The organism is Kitasatospora sp. NPDC058170, from assembly GCF_042883905.1.
Taxonomy (GTDB): domain Bacteria; phylum Actinomycetota; class Actinomycetes; order Streptomycetales; family Streptomycetaceae; genus Kitasatospora.
The window spans coordinates 108,523-131,834 of the sequence record NZ_JBHVUV010000028.1 but is presented as its reverse complement, the minus strand read 5'-3'; the positions used below and the strand labels follow the sequence as shown (position 1 = coordinate 131,834).

The following is a 23,312-nucleotide window of genomic DNA, read 5'->3' as shown; positions in this document are numbered from 1 at the left end:
GCGCCGCCCTGTTCGGCGGCCGCGCCGGGGCGGCCCTCGCCCGGCTGCGCCTGGCCACCGCGCTCGGCGGCGCCGCCGGGCCGGACGAGGCGCTGCTCGCCGAGGCGCTCGCCGACGCCCGGGCGCTGGACGCCGCCGTCCGCGGCGAGCCGGTCGAGGGACTGGCCGCACCGGAGGCGGCGGGCCTGCTCTACGGGGTGGCCGGCCTCGCCCTGCTGCATCTGCGGCTGCACCGCGAGACCGGCGAACCCTGGCTGCTGGACGCCGCCCGGGTGGCGCTGGAGCGGGCGAGGGCGCAGTGCGTGCGGGTGCGGGACGGCTCGGTGCAGGTCAGGGACGGCAAGCGGCACCTGGTCTACCTGGACCGGGGCAGCAGCGGCATCGCGCTGGTCGCCCAGGAGTACCTGGCCGTCCGGCCCGAGGCCGCCGACGACCCGGCCTGGCGCGGCTTCTCGGCGGACGTCCGGCGGGCCTGCGCCCCAGGGTTCCTGCGCGAGCCCGGCCTCTTCCGCGGGCGCTGCGGGCTGACCCTCGCACTCGACCGGCTGGACGGGGACGGGGACGGGCCGCGGTCCGGTGTCTCCGCGGAGGCGCCCGAGCCGGGGCAGGAGGCCGCGCCGGGGCGGGCGGAGGTCCTCGGGCAGGTCCGCAACCTCGGCTGGCACCTGGTGTCCCGCCCGGAGGGCCTGCTGGTGCCCGGCACCAGGCTGCGCCGCTTCTCCGCCGACCTGCACACCGGCGCCGCCGGGGTGCTGCTCGCCCTGCACACGCTGTCCGCGCCGTCGGACGGGAGTCTGCTGGACGTCCTCACCCTGGGCTGAGCGGGACGGCCTACGCCAGGTCGCCGTCGGTGAGCCCGGCCCGCTCCCGGGCGTGCAGCTGGGTGAGCCGCGGCAGCGCGTACAGCGCGGCGTGCGCGGTCACCTCGCCGACCGGGGAGGTGACCGCTCCGGTGTCGGCCAGCGCCTCCAGGGTCCGCAGCGCGACCCGTTCGGGCCGGCCGAGCGCCGCGGCCGCCTCCGGCAGGGTGAACAGCAGGGACAGCGGCAGTGCGGCCAGCCGCCCGAGGGCGAGCCGGCCCTGGTCGGTGAGGTCCCGCCAGCCGGAGTCCAGCCGGGAGCGCACCGCGACGTCCCCGGCGACGAGTTCGTCCAGCGCGGCGGCCGGATCGGCCAGCCGGGCCGCGTACTCGCCGAGCGGCAGGTGGCGCAGGACGGCCAGCCTGGTCCCGCTGACCCGGACGGCCAGCGGCAGCAGCCCGCAGGCCTCGACGATCCGGCCGGCGGCGGCCCGGTCGGTGCCGATCCGACCCGGTCCGATGATCCGGCCGAGCAGTTCCAGGGCCTCGGTCCGGTCGAAGAACGGGACGTTGACCCGGTGCACGGAGGCGAGTCCGGCGAGCTGGCTGCGCGAGGTCACCACGGCGGCGCTCGGTCCGAAGCCGGGCAGCAGCTCACGGACCACCGCCTCGCCCGGCGCGTCGTCGAGGATCAACAGCATCCGCCGGCCGGCCAGCGAGGCCCGCCACAGTGCCGTGGCCTGCGCCGGGTCGGCCGGTCCGTGCTCGGACTGCCCGGTGAGCGCGGCGAGTTCGGCCAGCACCTCGGTGATCGGCCGGGGCGTGCCGTCCTCGGTGCGCAGCCGGACCAGCAGCCGGCCGTCCGGGAAGCGGTCGGCCAGCAGGTGGCCGGCCCGTACGGCGAGCGCGGTCTTGCCGATCCCGGCGGGGCCGGAGAGCACCGCGACCCGGCCGCCGCCGTTGCTCAACGCGTCGAGCAGATCCCGCAGTTCGTCGGAGCGGCCGGCGAAGTCGACGGTGTCGGCGGGCAGCAGTGAGCCGCCCGGGCCCGCACCCTGGGCCGGTCTCGCGGCGCCGACCGGGCGGGCCCGGCCGCGGGCCAGCAGGGACCGGTACAGGGCGGTCAGGGCCGGGCTCGGCTCCAGGCCCAACTCCCTTGCGAGCAGCTGGCGGTGGGTGTCGTAGACGGCGAGTGCCTCGGCCTGTCGGCCGGACAGGTGCAGGGCGCTCATCCGGGCCGCCTGGAGGCGTTCGCGCAGCGGGTGGCGCTCGGCGAGCTCGGCGAGCTCCTCGGCCACCGCCGCCGCGTTGCCGAGCTCCAACTCGGTCTCCGCCCAGTCCTCGTGGACGCCCAGGCAGCGGGCCTCCAGGCGTTCGGCCTCGGCCTCCACGGCGGGGGAGCAGCGCAGGTCGGCCAGCGGCGGGCCCTGCCACAGGTCGAGGGCCTGCCGCAGCAGCCGGGCCGCCGGGGCGAGGGCGCCGCCGTCGGCCGCCGCCCGTCCGGCCCGGGCCAGCGCGCGGAAGTGCAGGACGTCCAGCTCCGGTTCGCCGACCTTCAGCAGGTAGCCGCCGCCCGAGTGCAGCAGTCGGCCGGGCTCGTCCTCCCGGCCGAGCAGGGCGCGCAGGGTGCTCACGTACACCTGGAGGTTCTTCCGGGCGGTGCGCGGCGGCTCCTCCGGCCAGACGGCGTCGGTGAGCAGCTCGACCGGGACGACGGTGTTGGCCCGGCTCAGCAGGACGGCCAGCACCAGGCGTTGCTTGAGCGGCCCGAGGGCCAGCGGCCGGCCGGCGGCCTCGCCGGCGAGCGGGCCGAGGACGGAGAACCGCAGCCGGGTGGGCTGCGCTGCGTCGGCGGGCGGTGCCAGGGGCATCGGCTGTCTCCGGGGCCGTGGGGCGGACAGGGGGTCGGCGGTGTGCGGGGTGTGCAGGTGTGCGGGTGCGCAGGGGGTGTGCAGGGGCGGTTCCGGGAGTGCGGGGTCGGTCGGTCGGTTGGTCGGTCCGTCCGGGCGGGCGCCGGTGCCTGCCCGCCGATGATCTCGGTCGGCCGGGGGCCGGGTCATCGGTAGGGTGCCCGCATGTTCCGGGCGGGGGCCCGGCCGAACGCGGGGGTGCGCCCCCATAATGCCGGTCGGCCGGTCGGTCCTCGGCGGGTTTTTCCCAGCGGCCCCACCGGCGGCCCCACTGGCACCCTCGGCGGCGGCCCCGCCTGCGGCCGCCTGACGGCCCGTCGCGGCGGCGCGGCTACCCGCCGGTGTCGAGTTCGGCCGCGAGGTCGCAGAGCGCGGCGCGGTCCGGGCGGCCGGTCTTGCTGAGCAGGTTCGCCATGTGCTTCTCCACCGTGCGGGGCGAGATGGACAGTTTGCGTGCGATCTGCTGGTTCCCGGGGCGTTCGGCGAGCAGGGCGAAGACCTCGTACTCGCGCAGGGTCACCCCGGTCGTCCGCAGCGGCGCCGGGATCTGGTCGCGGCCGCCCCGGTGCTGGGCCACGCTCGCACCGGCCCGGCGCAGCAGCGCCCGGCAGGCCCCGGCGACCGGGGGGATCCCGGCGGCGTGGAAGTACTCCTCCGTGGTGCGCAGCCAGCCGACCGGGTCGCCCCAGCCGTCGGCGAGGGCGGCCTCGGCGGTGACGCGCAGGGCCAGCTGGTGGGCCAGCGGGAACGGCGCGGCGGTCGCGCGGGCCTCGGCGACGGCCCGGGCGGCCTCCTCGGGGCGGCCCTCGCGGCCGAGCAGGACGGCCTGGGCGAAGCACAGGAACTGCCGGTTCCAGGCGAGTTCGGCGGCGGGCGCGGCGGCGGCCCGCTCGAACTCGGCCCGCTGCCAGGCGCCGGCCGCCACCTCCAGCAGCGGGTGCAGGCCGTGGCGGCCGGCCAGGTAGAAGACGCTGGGGTGCTCCTGCTCCCAGGCGATCCCGGCGGCCAGTTCGGCGCGGGCCCGGTCGCGGTCCTCCGCCAGCAGCGCGCCCACCGCCCGGCAGAGGCCGAACCGCAGCGGCATCAGGAACGACTCCTCGCCGCCGGCCTGCCGGAACCGGGCCAGGTCGCGCTCCATCGCCCGGCTGCGGCCCTGGTGGGCGGCGAGGGTGGCGGAGGTGAGCAGCAGGTAGCGGTGGGCGGCGAGGTTGCGCAGCCGGGCGGTGGCGTCCAGGCAGCGGTCGACGATCTCCCGGGCGGTGGGGAAGTCGCCGCGCAGCAGGGCGTTCATGGCGAGCAGCCCGTCCAGGGTCTGGGTCAGCACGATCGCGCCGAGTCCGGCGGCGGCCTCCCGTGCCTGCTCCAGCCGGCTGCCGTCGCCGGTCCGCATGAAGGCGTTGGCGCCGAGCCGCAGCAGTGCCTCCACCCGCCAGACCGGCAGCGCGTGCGCCTCGGCGACCGCGAGCATCCGCTCCAGGCAGGCGTCGGCGGCGTCGAAGCCGCGCTCGCGGGCCAGCAGGGCGAGCAACTGCCAGGCCTGGCAGGCGACCACCGGCAGACCGGCCTGCTCGGCGACCTCGGCGGCGCGGCGGGCGAGCCGCTCGGTCTCGGCGAGCCGGCCTGGTCCGCCGTGCGCGTGGGGCGGGCCGGCCTGCCGCCCGGACGGGTCCGCCGCGTCCTCGCCGGGCCGGGGTCCGTCGGCGCCGCGCGGCCCGCCGGGGCCCCGGTCGGGGAGAAGGGCGAGGTGGCCCTCCACGACGGCCAGTGCGGCGCCCTGCTCCGGGCGCGGGTCCTCGCCCAGCAGGGCGCGGGCGGCGGCGATCTGCCCGACCGCCTCGGCGACCCGCTCGGCCATCACCGCCACCCAGGCGAGCCTGGTGTGCAGTTGGACCCGGAGGTCGACGGCCGTCGAGCGGCCGGCCGCGCGGTCCGGGTGGAGCGGGGGCAGCGTGCGGACCAGCTCGAACGCCCGGTCCAGCTGCCCGGACTCGGCCAGCGCCGCCAGCAACTGCTCGGTGACGGCGGCCCGTTCGGCGTCCCCGGCGAGCTCGTACCCGCGCTCCAGCAGCACCACGGCCGATCCGGAGGCGCCCGCCTCCAGCATCCGCCGGCCGGCCTCGGCGAAGTGCACCGCGGCCCCGGCCCGGTCCCCGCCGGCCAGCAGCAGGGAGCCGACCAACTGCCGCCGCTCGTCCAGGAGGTCCGGGTCGGCGCGGATGATCGCCTGGGCGGCCCGGCGCGCCACGGCGGCCCGTTCGGCGGGGGCCAGCGCGGCGGTGACGGCGTCCGCGGTGAGCGTGTGCCGGAAGGCGTAGCGGTCCGGGGCGGCGCCGTCCGGGACGATGACGTTGGCCTCGGAGGCCGAGCGCAGGTGGCTGAACAGGACCCGGTCCTCGAAGCCGGTGATCAGCTGGACGGTCGCCACCGAGAAGCGGCTGCCCAGGGTGGCCGCGATCAGCAGCAGTTCGCGCACCTGCGGGTCGAGCCGGTCGATCCGCCGGCCCCAGCTGCGGACGATCGTGCTGGGCACCCCGGCGCACAGGCCCTCGGTGACCTCCCACCGCCCGCCGTCGCGGCGCAGCGCCCCCGAGGCGAGCATGTCGGCGAGCAGCTCCTCGATCAGGTACGGGCAGCCGTCGCCGCGTTCGGCCAACTGCGCCAGGACGGCGGCCGGCACCTCGGCGACGTCGCTCTCCAGGCAGGCGGCGGCCATCGCCCGGACCTGCTCGGGCGGCAGCGGCCGCAGCTCCGCCACCGCGGCGGCGCGCCGGCGCTCGGCCGCGCGCACCAGGTCCAGGGCCGGGCCCGGTTCGGCCCGCAGGGTGGCGACCAGCAGGACCGGCAGGCCGTCCAGGTTGTCGACCAGGTACTCCAGGACCGCCACCGTCTCCGCGTCGGTGTCGTGCAGGTCCTCCAGCAGGAGGACGCAGCCGTGCTCCCGGCCGAGGACGGCCAGCAGCCGCAGCAGCGCCTCGGCGAGCTCGACCACCGTCTCCGGGTAGGCACGGGCGGCGGCCGCGGAGGCGGCGGCGCCGCGCCACTCGGGCACCAGCCGGGCGAGCGCGGGGCGGTAGGGGTCGAGCTCCGGGTCGGTGGGCGGGCCGGCGGCCCGGAAGCGGGAGGAGAGCGCCTCGATCAGCGGACGGAAGGGTGTCACCGTGCCGGTGGAGCTGCCCCGGCCGCGCAGGACCGGCAGGCCGAACCCGTACGCCTGGAACGCGCACTCGCCGGCCAGCCGGGACTTGCCGAAGCCGGCCTCGCCAAGCAGGAAGACCGCCCGGCCGGACCGCTGGCGGGCGGCCGTCAGCGCGCTGCCGAGCAGGCCGAGCTCGGCTGCCCGGCCGACGGTGATCGACGAAGTGGTCCGCATGGCCGCAGGCTACTTGACGGCTCATCTGATCTGTAGAGTAGCGAACCGGCCACTGCACAGTCACCCCGTCATCACGGGGAGTCCGCAGGGGTCCCAGATGGCGGACGTCCGGCGCCGGTCCCGGCCGCCACCGGGGCGCTGCCCGTTCCCCGGTGGCGGTGGGCCCGGTCGGCCGCGTCCTACTCGACGGGTCGTCCGGACAGGTCGTGCGATCCCTCTCGCGAGGGTGTTCCCACAGGTCAGATCGGTACGGTCATGGTGGGGAACTCGAAGATCGGCGGCACCGCGCCGCCACCGCCGGCCAGCAGCTGGGACCGCAGTCCGAGCCCGCCGCCGGCCCGCAGGCGGATGTCACCCGCCGGGTGGTCGACCGCCTCGTCCGGGCGGGCATCGGGTTGCTTCCAGCTCAGCACCAGGTCGCTGTCGTTCATGCGTTCCTCTACTCCCATTCGTCATTGAAGTGAGCGGTTCCCGAGAGGTCGGTGCCCCCGCGGATCGACGGGCACCGGTGGAACCGGAGCGGACGGTGCGTCGCCCCGTCGCGCCGGTTCGCTCGTGGTGGATGCTTCCGGTGGGCGGTCAGGCGGTCAAGGGGGCCGACGGTGCCAAGGGGTGGAGCAGCAGCGCCGAGGGCACGTGCTCGGGGTAGCCGAGGCGCAGCAGCCCGTGCCCGATCCCGGCGAGGCCGGTCAGCAGGCCGGGGTGCGCCACGTGCTCCGGGGTGCCGCAGCGCGGACCTTCGTGGTCGACGACGGCCAGCAGCCCGCCCGCGCGCCGCACCCACGGCGTGCGCCCGTACGGCGTCCGGGTGCGGCCGAGCAGTTCCAGCACGCCCAGCTCGCCGTGGCAGAGGCTGTGGTCCGCGAGCGGGGCGGCGCGCGCGGTGTTCCGTACGGCGCGCTGCGCCCAGTCGGCGAGCCGCTGGTCGGCGAGGGCGGCCGGGTTGTCGGTGACGGCGAGCGCGATGCCGGGCCGGCCGCGGCACCAGGAGGACTCGCGCGAGCGGACGGCGGTGGCCGTGTGCAGGGCCGCCAGGCCCGCCCGGTGGTGCGGGCCGCCGGCCGGTTCCCCGACGGCCTCGGCGAACCGCAGCAGCGCCCACCCGGTGCCGGCCGAGCCGTGGGCGAAGCCGGTGGTGGTGGGCGGCGGGGTCGCGGCCAGCCGGTCCGCGCAGAGCCGGGCGGCGCGCAGCGCGTCGGGCCGGCCGGTGGCGGCGTGGACGGCGAGCAGCGCCGCCAGACCGCCGGCCGTACCGCTGTGCACGCCGGTGTCGGTCTCCCGTTCGGCGGCGGCCGCGGTCAGCGCCACCGCCGGGTCGATCCACTGTCGGATCAGCGGGTCGTCGAGGATCCGGGCGAGCTCGGTGAGCGCGTAGGCGATGCCGCCGAGCCCGGCGAAGGCGCCCGAGCCGACCGCGGCCGGCCGGTCGGGGTGCCCGCCGAGGGCCTCCAGCAGGCCGGGGACGGGCACCAGCGCGCGGCGGGCCACCTCGGCGTAGCGGTCGGAGCCGGTGAGGCCGGCCAGTTGGGCCAGGAACAGCGCCGTCCCGGTGTATCCGCCGGCCAGGTCGGCGCCGAGCGGGCGGACCCGCCAGTACCGCTCGCCGAGCAGCTCCAGGCCGAGCCAGTTGGCACGGGACCGGTCCTGGTGGGACGGGGTGTGGTGGGACCGGTCCTGGTGGGACGGGGCGTGCTCGCGGTCCTGGGGCCGGTGCCCGCCGGTCCGGGGCCCGGGCTGCGGGGCGCGGCCGGGCGCGGCCGGAGTCTGGTAGGCGAGCGCGACGAGCTGGTCGCCGATGCCGCGGGCGGCCGCCAGCAGCTGCTCGGGCTCCGGCGCGGTCGCCCAGATGTTCTCCGGCGCGGGCCGCCCGGGCCGGTGCGGGGGCGCGGCGGCGGCGCCCGCCATCGCGGCCCGGACGATCCACTCCTGGTCCTTGCGGTCCACTCCGTTCAGCGCGGCGAGTTTGGCCTCGGCCCGGGCCAGTCCGGGCTGCGCCAGTCCGCCGGGCAACCGGGTGCCGGCGGCGGTCCACAGGTCGCGGTCGCCGGGGCGGGCGGTGAACAGCGGGATGTCGCCCGCCCAGAGGTCCGCGAGCTCGTGGTCGGCGAGTTCGGGCCGGCCCGGGTCGCCGACCGCGTCGGTCCGCAGCAGGTCCAGCACCGCGGCCCGGGCGGCGGCGTCGCGCAGCACGTCCGGGTGGGTCGACTCGTCCAGCAGCCGCGCGTACACCCGGGTGGCCCGGGGCACCACCCGCACCTCGTCCTCGGCGAAGGTGCGCAACAGGCCGGCCGGGCCCAGGAGTCGGGAGCGTCCGGCGGTGAGCGCCGCGTAGCCGGCGCGGAACCCGGCGACCAGCGCCTCGGTGTACTCCGCCGGGTCGACCGGGGCGCCGTTCAGCCGGGGCCGGTTGCGGGCCTCGCCGAACGGGCGGGCCCGGCGGATCAGCCGCATCTCGTCGGTGCCCGCCCCCGCCCAGTCCACGCCCTCCACCGGGGAGGTGCCGGCCCGGCCGCCGCCGCCGATGCCGGAGACGTCCAGCGCACCGTCGTCGCCCAGCAGCAACTGCGGCAGCAGGCCGACCCGGTGGACGGACTCGTGCAGCGCACGGGCCGCCGGGTCCTCCGCCGGGAGGGACTGCGCGGGCGGGTGGAACAGCGTCTCGACGTCCACCAGGACGGGCTGGTCCCCGCAGGCGACGAGGTTCTCGAAGTGCAGGTCGGTGCCGTCCAGCACGTGCAGCAGCGCGAGCAGCGCGCCCTGCCGCCGGTAGAACCGCTCGACCTCGTACCCGGTGTGGCACGGTCGCGCCTCGACGAACTCCGCCCAGCCGTAGTCACCCCGGTCCAGCAGGCCGAGAGCGCGCAGCCGGGGCACCCCCGGCTGGGCGTTGTACCAGCCGAGCACGCCGTTGAAGTGCCGGTGCGCGGCCGGGGGCCGGGGCCGGTGGACGACGGCGGCGCCGCCCGAGAAGTGCAGCACCGCGACGGCCCGGCCGCGCCGGTGGCGGTCGCCCGCCTCGGACTCGACGGCCACCAGCCGCCCGGGGTCGGCGCCGCGCAGCAGGCCGGTGACCAGTAGCGGCCGGTCGGCGGCGAGGCGGATGAGCAGCTCGGCGCAGGCGTCGGCGCCGTCCAGACAGGTCCGGCCGAGCAGCCGGGCCAGCACCGGGTACTCGCGCAGCAGGGCGGCGAGGCCGTCGCGCCGCGCGGTGTGCGCCAGGAAGGCGCGGAACCGCTCCTGCGGGGTGCCGCCGGCGAGACGGCCGTTCACCCGGGCCACGTTCAGCTCCAGGACGAGCGTGCGGGCGGCGAGCCGGGCCAGCCGCTCGGTGAGCCGGGCGGTGAAACCGGCCCGCACGGCGGGCAGGTCGATCTGCTCGCAGGCCCGGACGGCGGCGGGCAGCGCGGCGTACATCCGCACGGCGGCCCGCTCGGCGAACGGCGCGAGGACGAGCGCGAAGCCGGTCAGCCCGGGATAGGCGGCCCTCGGCACGATCGCCCGGAGGGGCGCGGCGGCCACGGCGGCCTCGGTGAAGGCGGCCCAGTCCGGCCGACCCGCGGGGGCGGGTCGACCCGGTGTCAGGCCGGCCTCCCACCAGGCCGGCTGCGGGCTGCGCCGGTGTGCCGCCTCGGGCGGGGAGGCGTCACCGGACATCGGAGTGTGCGGCGTTGATACGGCGGCGGTGGCCACCGGTGCGACCGGGCCCTGATCCGGTACGCCGCCCCCGTCGGGGCGCGCTCTGCGCACGGCGTTCACCTCTGCCACCACCGCACCTCCGATGCCGGGAGAGGGCGGCGCTGCCGTCGAAGTCGCTGCCCTCGGTGCTGATCCTTGTCCTGCCGCGGCCACCGGGGCATGGGGGACCGGCCCCCATCTTTGTGGCGCCGTCCCCGCATGATCCGGTCCTCCGCACGATCGGGCCCCCGCCACCGTCCGGTCGCCCCGGGCCGTGCACGGCCGGCGGTCCGGACCGCCGGGCTCCCGTGGCGCGATCATCCCACGGGCGGCGCGGGTGCCGGCAGGCGCACGGCGGTCCACACTCCCGGCGGGACGGGGCCGCCGGGGCCGTCGGGTGCGTCGGTGCGGCAAGGGCCGAGTCGGGTACCCGCGCGGGCCGTTCGGCCCTTCCCGCGGCCGCGGTCGGGCGGGATGGTGATCGCCGTACGGGTGGGTGTGCGGGCCCGGCGGGGAGGGCAGACGTGACAGCACGTGGAATCGGTGTGTCGGGACGAAGGGGCCTGAGGTGGGCGAGTTGGTCACTGTGCAGGTGTGCGAGGGGCTGGCGCGGGACGCCGCGATCGATGCCGAGACCCGGATCGCGGCCGCGGCGTCCGGGTCGGGCGCCCTGGTCGAGGAACTGCGGGTCCGGGTCGGACTGGTGGGCGCGGGCACGGTACTGGCCCAGGCCAACGCGGAGGTCGACGGCCGGCGGGTCCGCGTCCAGGAGGCCGGTGCCGAACTGGCCGAGGTGCTGGACCGGCTGGCCGCGGGCCTGCGCGGCCGGATCGCCGCCGTCAGCTCGGGCTGGTCCCCGCGCCCGTGGCCCCGGCGGGTGCGGGCGAGGGGAGGGCCGGCCGCCGTGCCCGCGCAGGCCGGGCCCCCGCGAGCGCAGCAGTGGTGGGCCCCGGCCGCGACCGCGCCGACCGCGCACCCCTGCACCGAACTCCCCTGCCCGAGCGGACCGCAGACCATCGGCCGCCGCAAGTCCGTGCACCTGGTGTGGTGTTCGCCCGACGCGGCGGCCCGGACCATGGACGCGATGGACTACGACATCCACCTGTTCACCGACCCGGCCACCGAGACCGACGCCGTCGTCTACCGGGTCGGCCCCACCGGCTACCGGCTCGCCCGTACCGCGGCCGCCGGACCACCCACCAGGCCGGCCGTCCCGCTGACCCTGAACCCCTGCGGTGCACCCGAGTTGACCGACCAGCAGGCCGTCGGGCGGCTGCTGGCGGCCGATCTCCCGTTCCTGTTCTTCGCCCAGCCGGCCACCCGCCGCGGCCGGGTCCTCTACCGGCGCTTCGACGGCCGACTCGGCCTGATCACCGCCGCTCCCTGACCGGGAGGCGCGGGGCGGTGGCAAGGAGGCAGAGGGCGGTGGCAGGGAGGCCGGCCGCTCCTTGCCACCGCCGGCCCGACGCCGGTCACAGGGTCGCACGAGGTCGGTACGGGTCGGAATCGGGTCGCAAAGGGGTCGCAATGGGGTCGTTGGGCCCTGGGCCCGCGCCCGGCGGTCGGGGATGATGCCCTAGTCCGCAGCGGCGGGCCGGGAGTGTAGAAGGTGGGCCACGGGATGGCGAGCAGTACGGCCGGCGTCGAGGCGCCGGCACCGGTCAGGGTGTTCCTGCTGGACGACCACGAGGTGGTCCGGCGCGGCGTCCAGGACCTGCTGGACGGCGAACCCGACCTGGAGGTGGTCGGTGAGGCCGCCACCGCCGAGCAGGCCCTCGTCCGGGTACCCGCGCTGCGCCCGGACGTCGCGGTGCTCGACGTCCGCCTCGGCGACGGGGACGGCGTGGCCGTCTGCCGTGAACTGCGCTCCCGCATGCCCGACCTGGCCTGTCTGATGCTCACCTCCTTCGACGACGAGGAGGCGCTGCTCGACGCCGTGATGGCGGGAGCGGCCGGGTACGTGCTGAAGCAGATCAGCGGCACCGACCTGGTCGCCGCCGTCCGCACCGTGGCCTCCGGCCGCTCGATGCTGGACCCTGGCGCCACGACCCGGCTGCTCAACCGCCTGCGCAGCGCCGCCGAGCCGGCGCCGGCCGCCGCCGGGCCGGAGCTGACCGTGCGCGAGCGGGAGGTGCTGGCGCTGATCGGCGAGGGGCTGACCAACCGGCAGATCGGGGAGCGGCTCTACCTCGCCGAGAAGACGGTGAAGAACCACGTCTCCCGGCTGCTGGCCAAGCTGGGTGTGGAGCGCCGTGTACAGGCCGCACTGATCGCCACCGAACTGCGCCGGCCCGCCGGAGCGCAGCCGGGCCACCAGCGCGCCTTCGGCGGCAGCTGGGGCTGACCGGGCTCCGGCACGCTGCCTGATCGGCGGGGCGGCGGGAACGAACCGCCGCCCCGCCCCCCCCGTCACACCCCGAGCGGAGCCTCCCAGCGCACCGTGGTCCCGCCGCCCTCGGCCGCCCGGAGCTCGAAGCTGCCGCCCGTCTGCGCGGCCCGCTCCGCGAGGTTGCGCAGGCCGCTGCGCCGCCCGCCCTCCGGCACGCCGACCCCGTCGTCCGTCACCGTCAGCGCCACCTGCCCGCCGCCCGCCCGCAGGACCACCTCCACCCGCCTCGCCCGGGCGTGCCGCGCCGCGTTGCTGAGCGCCTCGCCCAGGACGGCCAGCACGTGCTCGGCGAGCTCCTGCGACACGTCCGTGTCCAGCAGCCCCTCCATGCTGAGCCGGGGCGCGAAGCCCAGCGTCGCCTGCGCCTCGCCGACGGCGCGGGTGGCGCGCGCCCGCAGGCCGCGGTCGGGCTCGCTGCGGGTGCGCAGCCCGAAGATCGTTGAACGGATGATCTTGATCGTCTCGTCGAGGTCCGCGACCGCCCGGCCGACCCGGTCGGCGGCGCCCTGGCTCTCGATCAGCCGGCCGGCGCTCTGCAGGGTCATACCCGTGGCGAAGAGCCGCTGGATCGCCAGGTCGTGCAGGTCCCGGGCGATCCGGTCGCGGTCCTCCAGCAGCGTCAGCTGTTCGGCGTCCCGCCGCCGTTCGGCCAGCTCCAGGGCGAGCGCCGCCTGGTCGGCGAACCCCAGCAGCGGGCCGGTCTCCTCCGCCGTGAACGGCGGCCGCCCGCTCTCCCGGGCCAGCAGCAGGACGCCCCGGCCGTACCCCGCCCCGGTGCCCAGCGGCACCGCGACCGCCGGGCCCAGCCCGTCGAACCGCCCGGGCGGCCCGGCCGCGAACCGCGCGTCGCGCTCCAGCGCGTCGCTGGTCACCGGCGACCCCGACACGTACGCCGCGCCCGACAGCGTGCCGTCCACCGGTACCGTCACCCCGAGCCGGGCGGCCGGCTCGCCGCCGAGCGCGACCTCCACGGTCAGCTCCCGCGCCCGCTCGTTCGGGCCGGCCAGCGCCACCGAGACGTCCGCCAGCGCCGCGTCCGCGATCTCCCGGGCCCGGCGCGCGATCAGCTCCACGACCTCCAGCCGGGGCGCCCCCGACAGTAGGCTGCGGGTGATCTCCGCACTCGCCCGCAGCCACCGCTGCTGGCGCTGCGCCTCCTCGTAGAGGCGGGCGTTGTCGATGGCCACGCCCGCCGCGACCGCCAGGGTCGAGATGACCGCCTCGTCGTCGGTGTCGAAGTCGAGGCCGCCGCGCTTGTCGGTGAGGTAGAGGTTGCCGAACACCTCGCCGCGCACCCGCACCGGCACCCCGAGGAAGGTGTGCATCGGCGGGTGGTGGGCGGGGAACCCGACGGAGGCCGGGTGCTCGGACAGCACCGGGCAGCGCAGCGGCTGCGGGTGGTGGATCAGCTCGCCCAGGATGCCGCGGCCGGAGGGCAGCGGTCCGATCGCGTCGATCTCCTCCTGCTCCAGACCGACCGTCAGGAACTGCGAGAGCGTGTGCCCGTCCGCGCCGATCACGCCGAGCGCCGCGTACCGGGCGTCGACCAGGTCGGCGGCGGCCTCGACGATCCGGTGGAGCGCCTGGCCCAGGTCGAGCTCGCGCCCGACCGCGAGGACCGCCTCCAACAGGCTGTGCACCCGGTCCCGGGTGCCGCGCGCCGCGTCGATCCGCCACTGGAGTTCCTCCAGCAGCTCGTCCAGGCGCAGTTGCGGCATCCGCGCCGGCCTCCCGCTCGCGCCGTCCGGTCGCGTACCGCTCGCGCCGCCCACCGATGTCCTCCTCGTTGTCCCGTACCGGCGCGGCCGATTGGGCCGGGGTGTGCCCGGTTCGTCCGTACCCGCCCCCGGGTCGTCCGACCAGGGGGATCACCGGATTCACGGTAGTGCCCGCCCACCCCCGCCCCGAACGCCGGGGCCCCGCCCGGGCACCCCGCCGTGGCATCGCCGGGACGGCCAGTACGGCCAGTACGGCCGGGACCGCCAGTACGGCCGGGAGCCCGGCCCCGGGCTCACCCGGTGCGCCGCGCCCCCGGCGGGACGACCTCGGCCTTCACCCGGATGTCCGGGCTGTTGCGGAAGCGGAGGGTGAACTCCACCCACTGCCCGGCCCGCAGCGCCGGCGGGTTGGTGATCATCAGATCGGAGTCCTCCGGCGACAGCACCAAGGAGCCCCGCCCGGGCACGGGCAGCGCCGCGACCGCCTCCCAGCGGCCCGAGGCGCCCTGGTGCTGATGCCGCTTCAGCGTGATCCGGCCGCCGAGCTCCCAGCTGGCCCCGACCAGTTCGTCGGGCACGTCGCCGGGGTTGCGCACCGTGAAGAACGCGGCCGTGGCGGTGGACGCGCCGGTCGTCGGCAGCAGCACCCAGCCGGGGGCGGCGACCTCCACCGGGCGCTGCCGCCCGGCCCCGCCGACCGCCGTCCACCCGGAGAGCAGTCCCAGCGCCACCGCGGCCGCCGCGACCGGCGGTCCGACCGCCCTCAGCCGCTCCACTCCCAGCCGCTCCAGCCGCAGCCGCTCCACCGTCCGCCGCACCTCCCCGCTCACCGCGCCGCCCCTGCCGCGGACCGCCGTGCGGGCCCGCGCCGGCCGTCCGAGGCGCCGGTGCCGGGCCCGCCCGAGGCGCCCCGCCCCGGCGGCCAGGTCCGCAGCCGCAGGCTGTTCCCCACCACCAGCAGGGAACTCAGCGACATCGCCACCGCCGCCAGCATCGGGTTCAGCAGCCCGACCGCCGCCAGCGGGATCAGCACCACGTTGTAGCCGAACGCCCAGAGCAGGTTGGCGCGGATGGTCGCCAGCGTCCGCCGGGCCAGCCGCACGGCGTCCACCACCGCCTCGATGTCCCCGCGCACCAGGGTCAGCCCGGCCGCCCCGATCGCGGCGTCGCTGCCCGAGGCCAGCGCCACCCCGAGATCCGCCGAGGCCAGGGCGACCGCGTCGTTGACGCCGTCGCCGACCACCGCGACGGTCCGTCCCGCCGCCCGCAGTTCGGCCACCACCTCGGCCTTGCGCTCCGGCGAGGCCGAGGAGTGCACCCGCTCGATGCCCAGTTCCCCGGCCACCGCCCGGGCCGCGCCCGGCCCGTCCCCGGTGAGCAGGACGGTCTCCAGCCCCATCCCGCGCAGCCGGTGGAGCGCCCGCCAGCTGCCGGACCGCACCGTGTCCCCGACCGCGAGGACCGCGACCGCCCGCCCGTCCAGCTCCACCACCACCGGCGTCCGGCCGGCGTCCCCGGCCGCTGCGAGCGCCTCCGTCAGCTCGGACGCCAGCGGACCCCGCGCGCCGTCCGGCCGGACGACCCGCACCTCCCGGCCCTCGACCGTGCCCGACACCCCGATCCCGGCGGTGGCGGCGAAGCCGTCCACCGCCGGGAGGGACCCGCACCGGTCCCGGGCCGCCCCCACGACGGCCCGTCCGATCGGGTGCTCCGAGCGGAACTCCACGGCCCCGGCCAGCCGCAACACCTCCGCAGCGTCGATCTGCGCAGTGTCCGCCTGCGCGGTCCCGGACTCACCGGACCCGCTGCCGACCGGTCCGGCGCCGACCGGCCCGGCCCCCGGCGCCACCGTGACGGCGGCCAGCTCCATCCGCCCGGTCGTCAGGGTCCCGGTCTTGTCCAGCACGACGGTGTCGATCCGCTTGAGGCTCTCCAGCACCTCCGGCCCGCGCACCAGCACACCCAGCTCCGCTCCCCGCCCGGTCGCCGCGAGCAGCGCCGTCGGCGTGGCCAGCCCCAGCGCGCACGGACAGGCGACCACCAGCACGGACACCGCCGCCGTCACCGCCGCCTGCGGATCGGCACCCGCCCCCAGCCAGAAGCCCAGCACGCACACCGCCACCGCCAGCACGCACGGGACGAACACCCCGGCCACCGCGTCCGCCAGCCGCTGCGCCCGGGCCTTCCCGGCCTGGGCGTCCGCCACCAGCGCGGTGATCCGGGCCAGTTGGGTGTCCGCGCCGACCGCCGTCGCCCGCACCACCAGGGCGCCGCCGACGTTCACCGTCGCGCCCGCCACCCTGTCCCCGGGGCCGACCTCCACCGGCACGCTCTCCCCGGTCAGCAGGCTCAGGTCGAGCGCCGAACCGCCGTCCACGACCACCCCGTCGGTGGCCACCCGCTCACCCGGCCGGACCACGAACTCCCGCCCGGGCAACAGCTGTTCGATCGGCATCAGGCGCTCCTCGCCGGACTCCGGATCCCGGACGCACACCTCCTTGGCGCCCAGCTCGGCCAGCGCCCGCAGCGCGGACCCGCTGCGCCGCCGCACCCGCCCCTCCAGCAGCCGTCCGGCCAGCACGAACAGCGGGACCCCGACGGCCGCCTCCAGGTAGACGTGCGCCGCGCCGCCGCCGTCGGCCGTCAGCGAGAACGGCATCCGCATGCCGATCTCCCCGGCCCCGCCGAACACCAGCGCGTAGCCGGACCAGCCGAAGGAGGCCACCACACCGAGGCTGACCAGCGTGTCCATGGTCGCCGCGGCGTGCCGCAGCCCCTGCCAGGCCCGCCGGTGGAACCCGGCCGAACCCCAGCTCACCACGGGTACGGCCAGCGCGAAGCAGACCCACTGCCAGGCCGCGAACTGCAGCGCGGGCACCATCGACAGCACCACCACCGGTACCGCCAGCAGCGCCGTCACCAGCAGCCGCCACCGCTCCGAGGCGTCCTCCTCGGGGCCGGTCGGGGCCTGCCCGCCGGTCACCAACTCCGCCGTGTAGCCGGCCCGTTCGACCGCCGCGACCAGATCCGCCACGGCCACGCCGACCGGGTGCAGCACCCGGGCCCGCCCGGTGGCGAGGTTGACGCCGGCCGTCACCCCTTCGATCCGCGCCAGCCGCTTCTCGACCCGGCCGACGCAGGCCGCACAGGTCATCCCGCCGACCGCCAGGTCCGTACTGGCCAGCGTCCCGGCGTCGGTGTCCGCCGCCGCGCTCACTGCCCGGACCCCATGTCGTGCCCGCTCATCCCCGGCTTCCCACCGCCGCCGCTCCCGGGCACCAGCCCCGGCGACACCGGCCCGGCGCCCCGCCCCACGGCGAAGGCCACCACGAACACCACCACCAGCAGCAGGGCGAACCCTGCCAGCACACTCAACGGCCGGGCACCCGGCGACATCGCACTCACCCCCCAGCAGTCGGCCACCCGCCCCCGTTGGTTCCCGTACGTTCCGAATTGCCCGACCCGTAACCCGGCCCGGGTACCCCGACCTGCGACCCCGTGCCCACACGGAAACGGGCTGCACGGAAACGGGCCACACGGAAACGGGCCGCACGGAAACGGGCCCGGAGCGCAGTGCGCTCCGGGCCCGGACCGGCCGACCGTCCCCGCGTCACGCCCGCCGGGCGGCCCGCCGGTCGAGGTGGGCGACCACCTGCGTGTGGAACCGTGCCACGGCGTCGTCGACACCGCGGATGAACCCGGTCTCGGCGTTGCCGCGCGTGGCGCCCACCGACTTCGACAGCGAGAGCCGGAACCCGGTGATCTTCGAGGAGTCCTTCGGCAGCAGGTCGCCCGGCTCGGGCCGCAGCCGCTCCAGGGTGCCGCGGGGCCCGGCGGCGGGTCCGTCCGTCAGCGTCTCGACGTGCAGGTCGGCCGGTGCCTCGGCGAGCTGGCGGACCAGCCGCTTGACCCAGCTCAGCGGGTAGCCCTGCTCCGGGGCGGGGATCTCGATGGAGGTGCGCAGCTTGCCGACGCGCAGGTCCGCCGTGATGCCGATGGTCCCGATGGTGTCGTCGATCCGGATCTCCGCGTTCAGCCGCCCCTCGGCGCAGAGCCGCTCGGCCAGCGCGGTGCGCCGCGCCCGGGGGTCCTCGCCGCGCCGATTCCGCTGCGCGGGCAGCACGGTGACCCCGAGCTCGCCGCCGAGCTGGAGGCAGACCTGGCGGATCAGTCGCTCCCAGCTCTCGATGACCTGCGTCGCGCGCTCGTCCCCCGGGGCCAGGGTCTCGTCGTCGATGCCCTTGCGGACCGGCACCCAGGCCGGGCCCATGTTCTGGAAGCCGTGGCAGCCGGAGTTCTCGTGCTGCAGGTAGTGCAGGAGCTCCTGCAGCAGCCAGGCGTGCGCCGGGTTGCCGACGCCCTCGTGGCGGATCAGCATCCGCGCCTGGTAGGCGACCTCGGCCCAGGAGAGGTGGCAGAGCATCACCTTGTGCTTGCGGCGCCCGTCGATCTTGACGGAGACCAGCGGGCTGCCCTCGAGCGCCACGTCGTTGGAGAGGGTGATGACCGCCTCGTAGCCGCGTCGGGCGGCGATGTCCATGTAGTCCTGGACCTGGTCGGCCTTGAGCGGGTTGCCGTTGGTCTTGCTCTCCAGCAGGGCCGTCCACAGCCGCCCGGCGCGCTCGACCCGGATGACGCCGTCGGGGCGCTTGGGGGAGTCGCCGTGGGGGAGCGAGACCTCGGCGAAGGTCTCCATCCGGCCGGCGGGCGCCCCGAAGGCGGCGGTGAGGCGGCGGCCGAACTCGGGGACCTCGGCCATCACCGACAGCAGGACGGAGGTCGCCCGGACCTCGCGCTCGTGGTCGCTCTTGAGGCTGGTGGCGGGGAAGAGCCGGGCCCGGCGCCAGCCGTCGTTCTCGGCGAGCGAGGGCTTGGCGGTCTTCGGCAGGGTCACCTTCTTCCGTGCCGTCCGCAGCCGCTTGGGCGCGGCCGGGGCAGCCGGGTCCGCGGGCGCCGTGGGCGCGGCCGCGGGCGGCGGGGCCTGGGCCGGGACGAGCACCTTGGCCTGCGGGTCGGCCGGGCCCGCCGGCTCGGCGCCGGTCGCCGCCCCGGTCGCTGCCGCCCCGCTCTCGACCGCCCCGCTCTCGGCCGCCCCGCTCTCGGCCGACGGGGAGCCGCCCTCGCCCCCGTCGTCCGTCCCGGCGTCGCTCGTGCCGTCGCCGTCGCCGTCGCCGTCGCCCTCGTCATCCTCGATGTCGATGCCGAAGTCGGTGGCCAGCCCGGCCAGCCCGGTGTCGTACCCCTGGCCGACGGCGCGGAACTTCCACTCCTCGTTGCGCCGGTAGATCTCGCCGAAGACGAACGCGCTCTCGCTGTCCGCGTCGGTGATGGAGAAACCGAGCAGCCGCTCGCCGGTGCCGTCGGACAGTTCGAGCCGGAGGTCGTCCAGCCGGCCGAACGCGGCCCGCTGGTGGCGGCTGGCGGCGATCACCAGGCGCTCGACGTCCGCGGGCACGGCGGCCAGGTCGAGCCGGATGCGGTCCTCGGTACCGGCCTCCGTCGGGGTCCGCCCGAGGAGCTCGACGCTCCCGTCCTCGGCGGCCGGGTGGTTGTAGAAGAAGAAGTCGGCGTTGCTGCGCACCTTGCCGTCCGCGGTCAGGAGGAGCACCGAGACGTCGGCGTCCCCGTCGCCGTCGGGGCTGCTCCAGCCCAGGCTCACCAGGACGGAATCGGCGCTCTCGCTCAGCGCCGCCAACCCGACGTTGGCACCCTTGACCATGTCCTGCACGGATGTCCCCCAGAGGAACGGGGCCGCGCCGACGGAACGGCGCAGCCGTCAACTGTTGCTGCCGCTGGCGTCTGCCCAGTCCGACCAGCAGGGAGCCTAGTCCCTCTGACGGGTGCTCCGGCCAGGCTTCTTGCAGATTGTATGCACGCAATCGGAATGTGATGTTCCTGCCCCCCGGGCACCGCGGCTCCCCGCGGACCGAGGCGGGCGCCCACTCGAACGGGTCAGCACGTCTCGCCGTCGCTGCGGTTGTTGCGAAGCATGGGGGAGGTACGGGCCCTGGCCGTCGGACACCGATTCAGGAGAGCGATCCCCGGTGCGCGAACTCCACACCCTCCCGAAGAGTCCTCCGAGCCGTGCGCGTGGTGCGGGCGCGGCCGGCCGCCGGTGGTGGACGGCACCACGGGCGGTCGCCCTGGTGGCGATGGTCACCGGCGTCGGCGTGCTGGCCGCCTGCAGCAGCTCGTCGACCAATCCGTCGATCAGCTCGTCGTCCGGGCCGGCGCCCGAGACGACGCTGAGCTCCACGCCCAACCCGTCGTCCTTCTCCGGGGAGCCGCCCTCCGCGCTCGCCTCGACGGCGGAGTCGGCGCTGGCCTCGGTCTCGGCGGCGGCCGCGTCGGCCGCCGCGGCCGCGGCCTCCTTCGAGGCGTCGGTGTCCGCGCAGGGCGTCCAGGCCCGGGAGCGGGCGGCGGCGGCGCTGGGCGTGCTGGAGAACGGCGGCAACGCGCTGGGCGACGTCACCATCACCGGGTTGGCGCGGGCGAACACCGGCGGGCTGCACGCCGTCGTGGTGACCATCACCAACAGCGGGCTGGACACGGCCTCGTACGCGGTGCAGGTGGACTTCACCGACACCAGCGGCAAGACGGTGGACAGCGCGATCGTCGGCGTCGAGGGGCTCCCGGCGGGGGACAAGGCCTCGCCCGTCGCGTTCAGCCGCAAGCCGCCGGACCAGACGCTGCTCCCGGTCGTGGTGAAGGCCCTGCGCTACTGACCTCGCGCCACTGACCTCGCGCCACCGACCCCGCGCCACTGGCGAAGCGCCACCGACCCCGCGCCGGTCGGCACGGGGTCGGTGGGCACGGGGTCGGTAGCGGGCGGGCCAGAGGCTTGTCGGACAGGACCCTACGGCAGCGGGATCCGGACGATCTGCGGGTCGTGGTCGCTCAGCTGGGCGGCGAACTCGCTGTTGAGGTGGACGATGTCGTAGGCGTAGGCCGTCGCGGCCAGCGCGGGCGAGATCAGGATGTGGTCCAGCACCTGCGAGTTGCCCTCGTACACGTAGGTGTAGCGCTCGGCGAGGGGCAGGGTGCGCGGCAGGTCGACCAGCGCGCCGCCGGCGGTCAGGATGTCGGCGGTCTGCGAGAACTCGAAGTCGTTGAGGTCGCCGAGCACGATCACCGAGGCGTTCGGGTCCACCGCGAGGATCTGGTCGGTGAAGCCGCGCACCACGGCGGCCTGGGCGTGCCGCTGGGTCTCGGAGGGGCGGGCGGGCTGCTGGTAGCGGCCGAAGAGGGGCTGGTCGCCGCCCTTGGAGTTGAAGTGGTTGGCGATCACGAAGACCGGTCGGCCGTTCCAGCGGAACTCGCCGGCCAGCGGCTTGCGGCTGGCGGCGAAGGCCGCGTTGCCGGGGTCGATCCGGCCGGGGGAGTAGGCGAGGGCGGGGGTGCCGGCGTTGTCGACCACCGAGTCGGCGGTGGTGGCGCCCGCGCCGGGCCGGTCGGTGAAGCTCAGGCCGCGGTCGGTGCGGTACAGGAACACCTGGCGGATGTTGCCGCCGGGCTGGCCGCCGTCCTGGTCGTTCTGCGGGTTGATCTGCCGGTAGGAGTACGCCGGGCCGCCCGCCGCGGTGATGGCGGAGACGAGCTTCGCGAGGGTCTGGTCGGCCGCCACCGTGCCGTTGTCGGTGGCGCCGTTGTTGTCCTGGATCTCCTCCAGCGCGACCAGGTCGGGTGCGCGCAGGTTGCCGACGATGCCGGCCGCGAGGCCGTCGAACTTGCTCTGCGGGTCGCCCGGGGCGAGGTTCTCCACGTTGAAGGTGGCCGCGGCCAGCTGGCCGGCGGTTGGCGCCGCGGTCGTCTCGGGCGCGATGCCGCCGTGGGTGACCGCCGGGGTGGCGGTGACCAGCAGCTTGAAGTTGCCGAAGGTGTAGTCGAGGACGCCGACCGTCGCGCCGGTCAGGGTGTCCCCGGTGTCGGCGGTCGGGGTGGGCGCCAGCACGTCGTCGACGATCACCCGCTCGGGGTTGCCGTCGTTCGCCTGGAGGAGGATGCCGCCGCGGCCGGTGCGGGTGGTGCTGCCCTGCGGCACCACCGGGATCTCACCGAACGAGGTGCGCGGACCGACCACGGCCGCGTTGTCGAGCTCGACCCGCATGCCCTCCAGCGACTCCCAGAAGTCGATGCCGTCGGTGGCGGGCTTCAGGGGGCCGGCGCTCTCCACGTCGCCGGAGGCCGTGCCGGAGATCAGTGCGGCCGGCGGCACCCGGCCGCCGCTGCCGACCACGGTCGGCGCGGGGAGCGGCGCGCCGTGCGCCAGGACGGCCACGGTGGGGGCGGTCAGCTCGGTGATCGTCAGGTTGGTGGCGCCGCCGGTGCCGCCCGGACGGTACTCGCTCACTGTGCCGCCGACCGTCACCGAGTCGCCGGCCACGACGCCGGGCGCGCCGGCCGTGTAGACGTAGAGCGCCTCGCTGGTGGCCGGGTCGGCGTCCGGCACCGGGTCCTGGTACCAGAACCCGCTCGCGCCGACCGCCGTCACCACACCGGGCACCGCGCCGACGGACTGGCCGTTGCGGGGGGAGAGGTGGGCCGCGCCCTGTACGTCGTGTATTCGGGTGCCGCCGCCCGTGCCGCCGCCGGGGGAGGCGGAGTTGCGCGGGGCGGGCGCGGTGAGCGCGAAGTCCGCCGCGTTGTTGTCGGTGTCCGTGGCGCCGCCGCCCGCGCGCAGGGCGGCCGTGGTGTTGGACAGGTTGCCGGTCGGCGTGCCCTCGGCCGAGCTCGCGGTGCCGCCGTACCCGAGGAGGTCCTTCACCCCGGGCTGCGTCGCGCAGCCCGAACCACAGGTCAGGGCCGTCCCGTTGGTCACCAGTGCGACCTTCCCGGCGGTCGCGCTGAGCGCCAGCGTCCCGGTGGAGTCCGGCGTCGGGAGCGCCGCACCCGCCCCGGCTCCGGCGGCCTCCTGGACCAGGTGGTACCGGCCGGGGGCGATCGACCCCGACAGCGTGGTCCGCGACCAGGACGAGCCGCCCGCCGAGGCGTACTGCACCGTCCAGCCCGTCACGGACACCGTGGTGGTGCCCCGGTTGTACAGCTCGATGAAGTCGTTGGTGTACGGGGCGCCGGAGTTGCCGCCACCGCCGTACACCTGGCTGATCACGATGTCCGGCGAGACCGCCTGCGCGGTACCACCGGGAAGGGCCAGCAGAGCACCGACCACGACGGCGGCGGAAGCCCCCGCCACGGTGCGGAGCCGGACTCGGTCATTACGCCGCATGGGCGTCCTCCTGACGACCTGACGACCAGTGGAACTTCGGGCGCTGCGTGTCTAGCAGCGCCATCCCTGCCTTACCGCGGGCGGGGCCCAACGGCCAGACGTACAACGGGAGAACAGTTCGGCGGGGCGGGCGTCGTACCGCGAGGCGGACCGGGCGGCCGCCACCTCTTGCCGCGGAGGCTACCGGTGGGTAATTCTTGCTGACGCCACGTCCAACAAAGGAGC

13 protein-coding genes and 1 pseudogene are annotated in these 23,312 nt (G+C 76.6%); 4 read left to right on the top strand and 10 right to left on the bottom strand.

The genetic code is table 11. The features are described 5' to 3' along the window. A pseudogene (locus ACFVVX_RS28910) lies at positions 1 to 821 on the top strand (serine/threonine protein kinase); the annotation flags it as partial. A gap of 10 nt (positions 822 to 831) precedes the next feature. Here the strand turns inward: ACFVVX_RS28910 and ACFVVX_RS28905 are convergent. From ACFVVX_RS28905 to ACFVVX_RS28890, 4 genes are all read right to left on the bottom strand, one after another. Next, the gene (locus ACFVVX_RS28905; protein ID WP_387949756.1) at positions 832 to 2,670 is read right to left on the bottom strand and encodes a BTAD domain-containing putative transcriptional regulator; all 1,839 of its coding nucleotides are present in this window, start codon (positions 2,668 to 2,670) and stop codon (positions 832 to 834) included. A gap of 370 nt (positions 2,671 to 3,040) precedes the next feature. Continuing rightward, on the bottom strand, positions 3,041 to 6,079 hold the full coding sequence (locus tag ACFVVX_RS28900) for an AAA family ATPase (RefSeq protein WP_387949754.1): 3,039 nt from the start codon (positions 6,077 to 6,079) through the stop codon (positions 3,041 to 3,043). A gap of 239 nt (positions 6,080 to 6,318) precedes the next feature. Then, the gene (locus ACFVVX_RS28895; RefSeq protein ID WP_387949753.1) at positions 6,319 to 6,510 is read right to left on the bottom strand and encodes a hypothetical protein; all 192 of its coding nucleotides are present in this window, start codon (positions 6,508 to 6,510) and stop codon (positions 6,319 to 6,321) included. Between the two features lie 148 nt (positions 6,511 to 6,658). Then, positions 6,659 to 9,733 (bottom strand): type 2 lanthipeptide synthetase LanM family protein, encoded by a 3,075-nt coding sequence (locus ACFVVX_RS28890; protein ID WP_387949751.1) that lies wholly within the window; start codon positions 9,731 to 9,733, stop codon positions 6,659 to 6,661. Positions 9,734 to 10,340: 607 nt separating this feature from the next. On the opposite strand from ACFVVX_RS28890, the gene ACFVVX_RS28885 reads away from it, so the two are divergent. Both ACFVVX_RS28885 and ACFVVX_RS28880 read left to right on the top strand, forming a co-directional pair. Beyond that, positions 10,341 to 11,141 (top strand): sigma 54 modulation/S30EA ribosomal C-terminal domain-containing protein, encoded by an 801-nt coding sequence (locus tag ACFVVX_RS28885; protein ID WP_387949768.1) that lies wholly within the window; start codon positions 10,341 to 10,343, stop codon positions 11,139 to 11,141. A 234-nt stretch (positions 11,142 to 11,375) separates the two neighbouring features. Next, entirely contained in the window at positions 11,376 to 12,098 is a 723-nt protein-coding gene (locus ACFVVX_RS28880; protein ID WP_387949750.1) for a response regulator, read from the top strand. A gap of 65 nt (positions 12,099 to 12,163) precedes the next feature. On the opposite strand, the gene ACFVVX_RS28875 is transcribed toward ACFVVX_RS28880, so the two are convergent. From ACFVVX_RS28875 to ACFVVX_RS28855, 5 genes are all read right to left on the bottom strand, one after another. Beyond that, complete coding sequence (locus tag ACFVVX_RS28875; protein ID WP_387949748.1) at positions 12,164 to 13,861, bottom strand: GAF domain-containing protein; 1,698 nt, start codon at positions 13,859 to 13,861, stop codon at positions 12,164 to 12,166. Positions 13,862 to 14,154: 293 nt separating this feature from the next. After that, a complete protein-coding gene (locus tag ACFVVX_RS28870) occupies positions 14,155 to 14,691 on the bottom strand; it encodes a copper chaperone PCu(A)C (protein WP_387949746.1) in 537 nt (178 codons plus the stop codon). Next, entirely contained in the window at positions 14,688 to 17,078 is a 2,391-nt protein-coding gene (locus ACFVVX_RS28865) for a heavy metal translocating P-type ATPase (RefSeq protein WP_387949745.1), read from the bottom strand. The genes ACFVVX_RS28870 and ACFVVX_RS28865 overlap by 4 nt, the downstream gene beginning before the upstream one ends. Next, positions 17,075 to 17,236 carry a hypothetical protein gene (locus ACFVVX_RS28860; RefSeq protein WP_387949743.1) on the bottom strand — a complete coding sequence of 54 codons (162 nt, stop codon included), beginning with the start codon at positions 17,234 to 17,236 and terminating at the stop codon, positions 17,075 to 17,077. Before ACFVVX_RS28860 ends, ACFVVX_RS28865 begins: the two co-directional genes overlap by 4 nt. A gap of 235 nt (positions 17,237 to 17,471) precedes the next feature. Beyond that, positions 17,472 to 19,580 carry a TerD family protein gene (locus ACFVVX_RS28855; protein ID WP_387949766.1) on the bottom strand — a complete coding sequence of 703 codons (2,109 nt, stop codon included), beginning with the start codon at positions 19,578 to 19,580 and terminating at the stop codon, positions 17,472 to 17,474. A gap of 325 nt (positions 19,581 to 19,905) precedes the next feature. Here ACFVVX_RS28855 and ACFVVX_RS28850 point away from each other — a divergent pair, with 325 nt between their 5' ends. Further along, complete coding sequence (locus ACFVVX_RS28850) at positions 19,906 to 20,586, top strand: hypothetical protein (protein ID WP_387949741.1); 681 nt, start codon at positions 19,906 to 19,908, stop codon at positions 20,584 to 20,586. A gap of 131 nt (positions 20,587 to 20,717) precedes the next feature. On the opposite strand, the gene ACFVVX_RS28845 is transcribed toward ACFVVX_RS28850, so the two are convergent. Further along, on the bottom strand, positions 20,718 to 23,087 hold the full coding sequence (locus tag ACFVVX_RS28845) for a lamin tail domain-containing protein (RefSeq protein WP_387949739.1): 2,370 nt from the start codon (positions 23,085 to 23,087) through the stop codon (positions 20,718 to 20,720). Positions 23,088 to 23,312 lie beyond the last annotated feature (225 nt).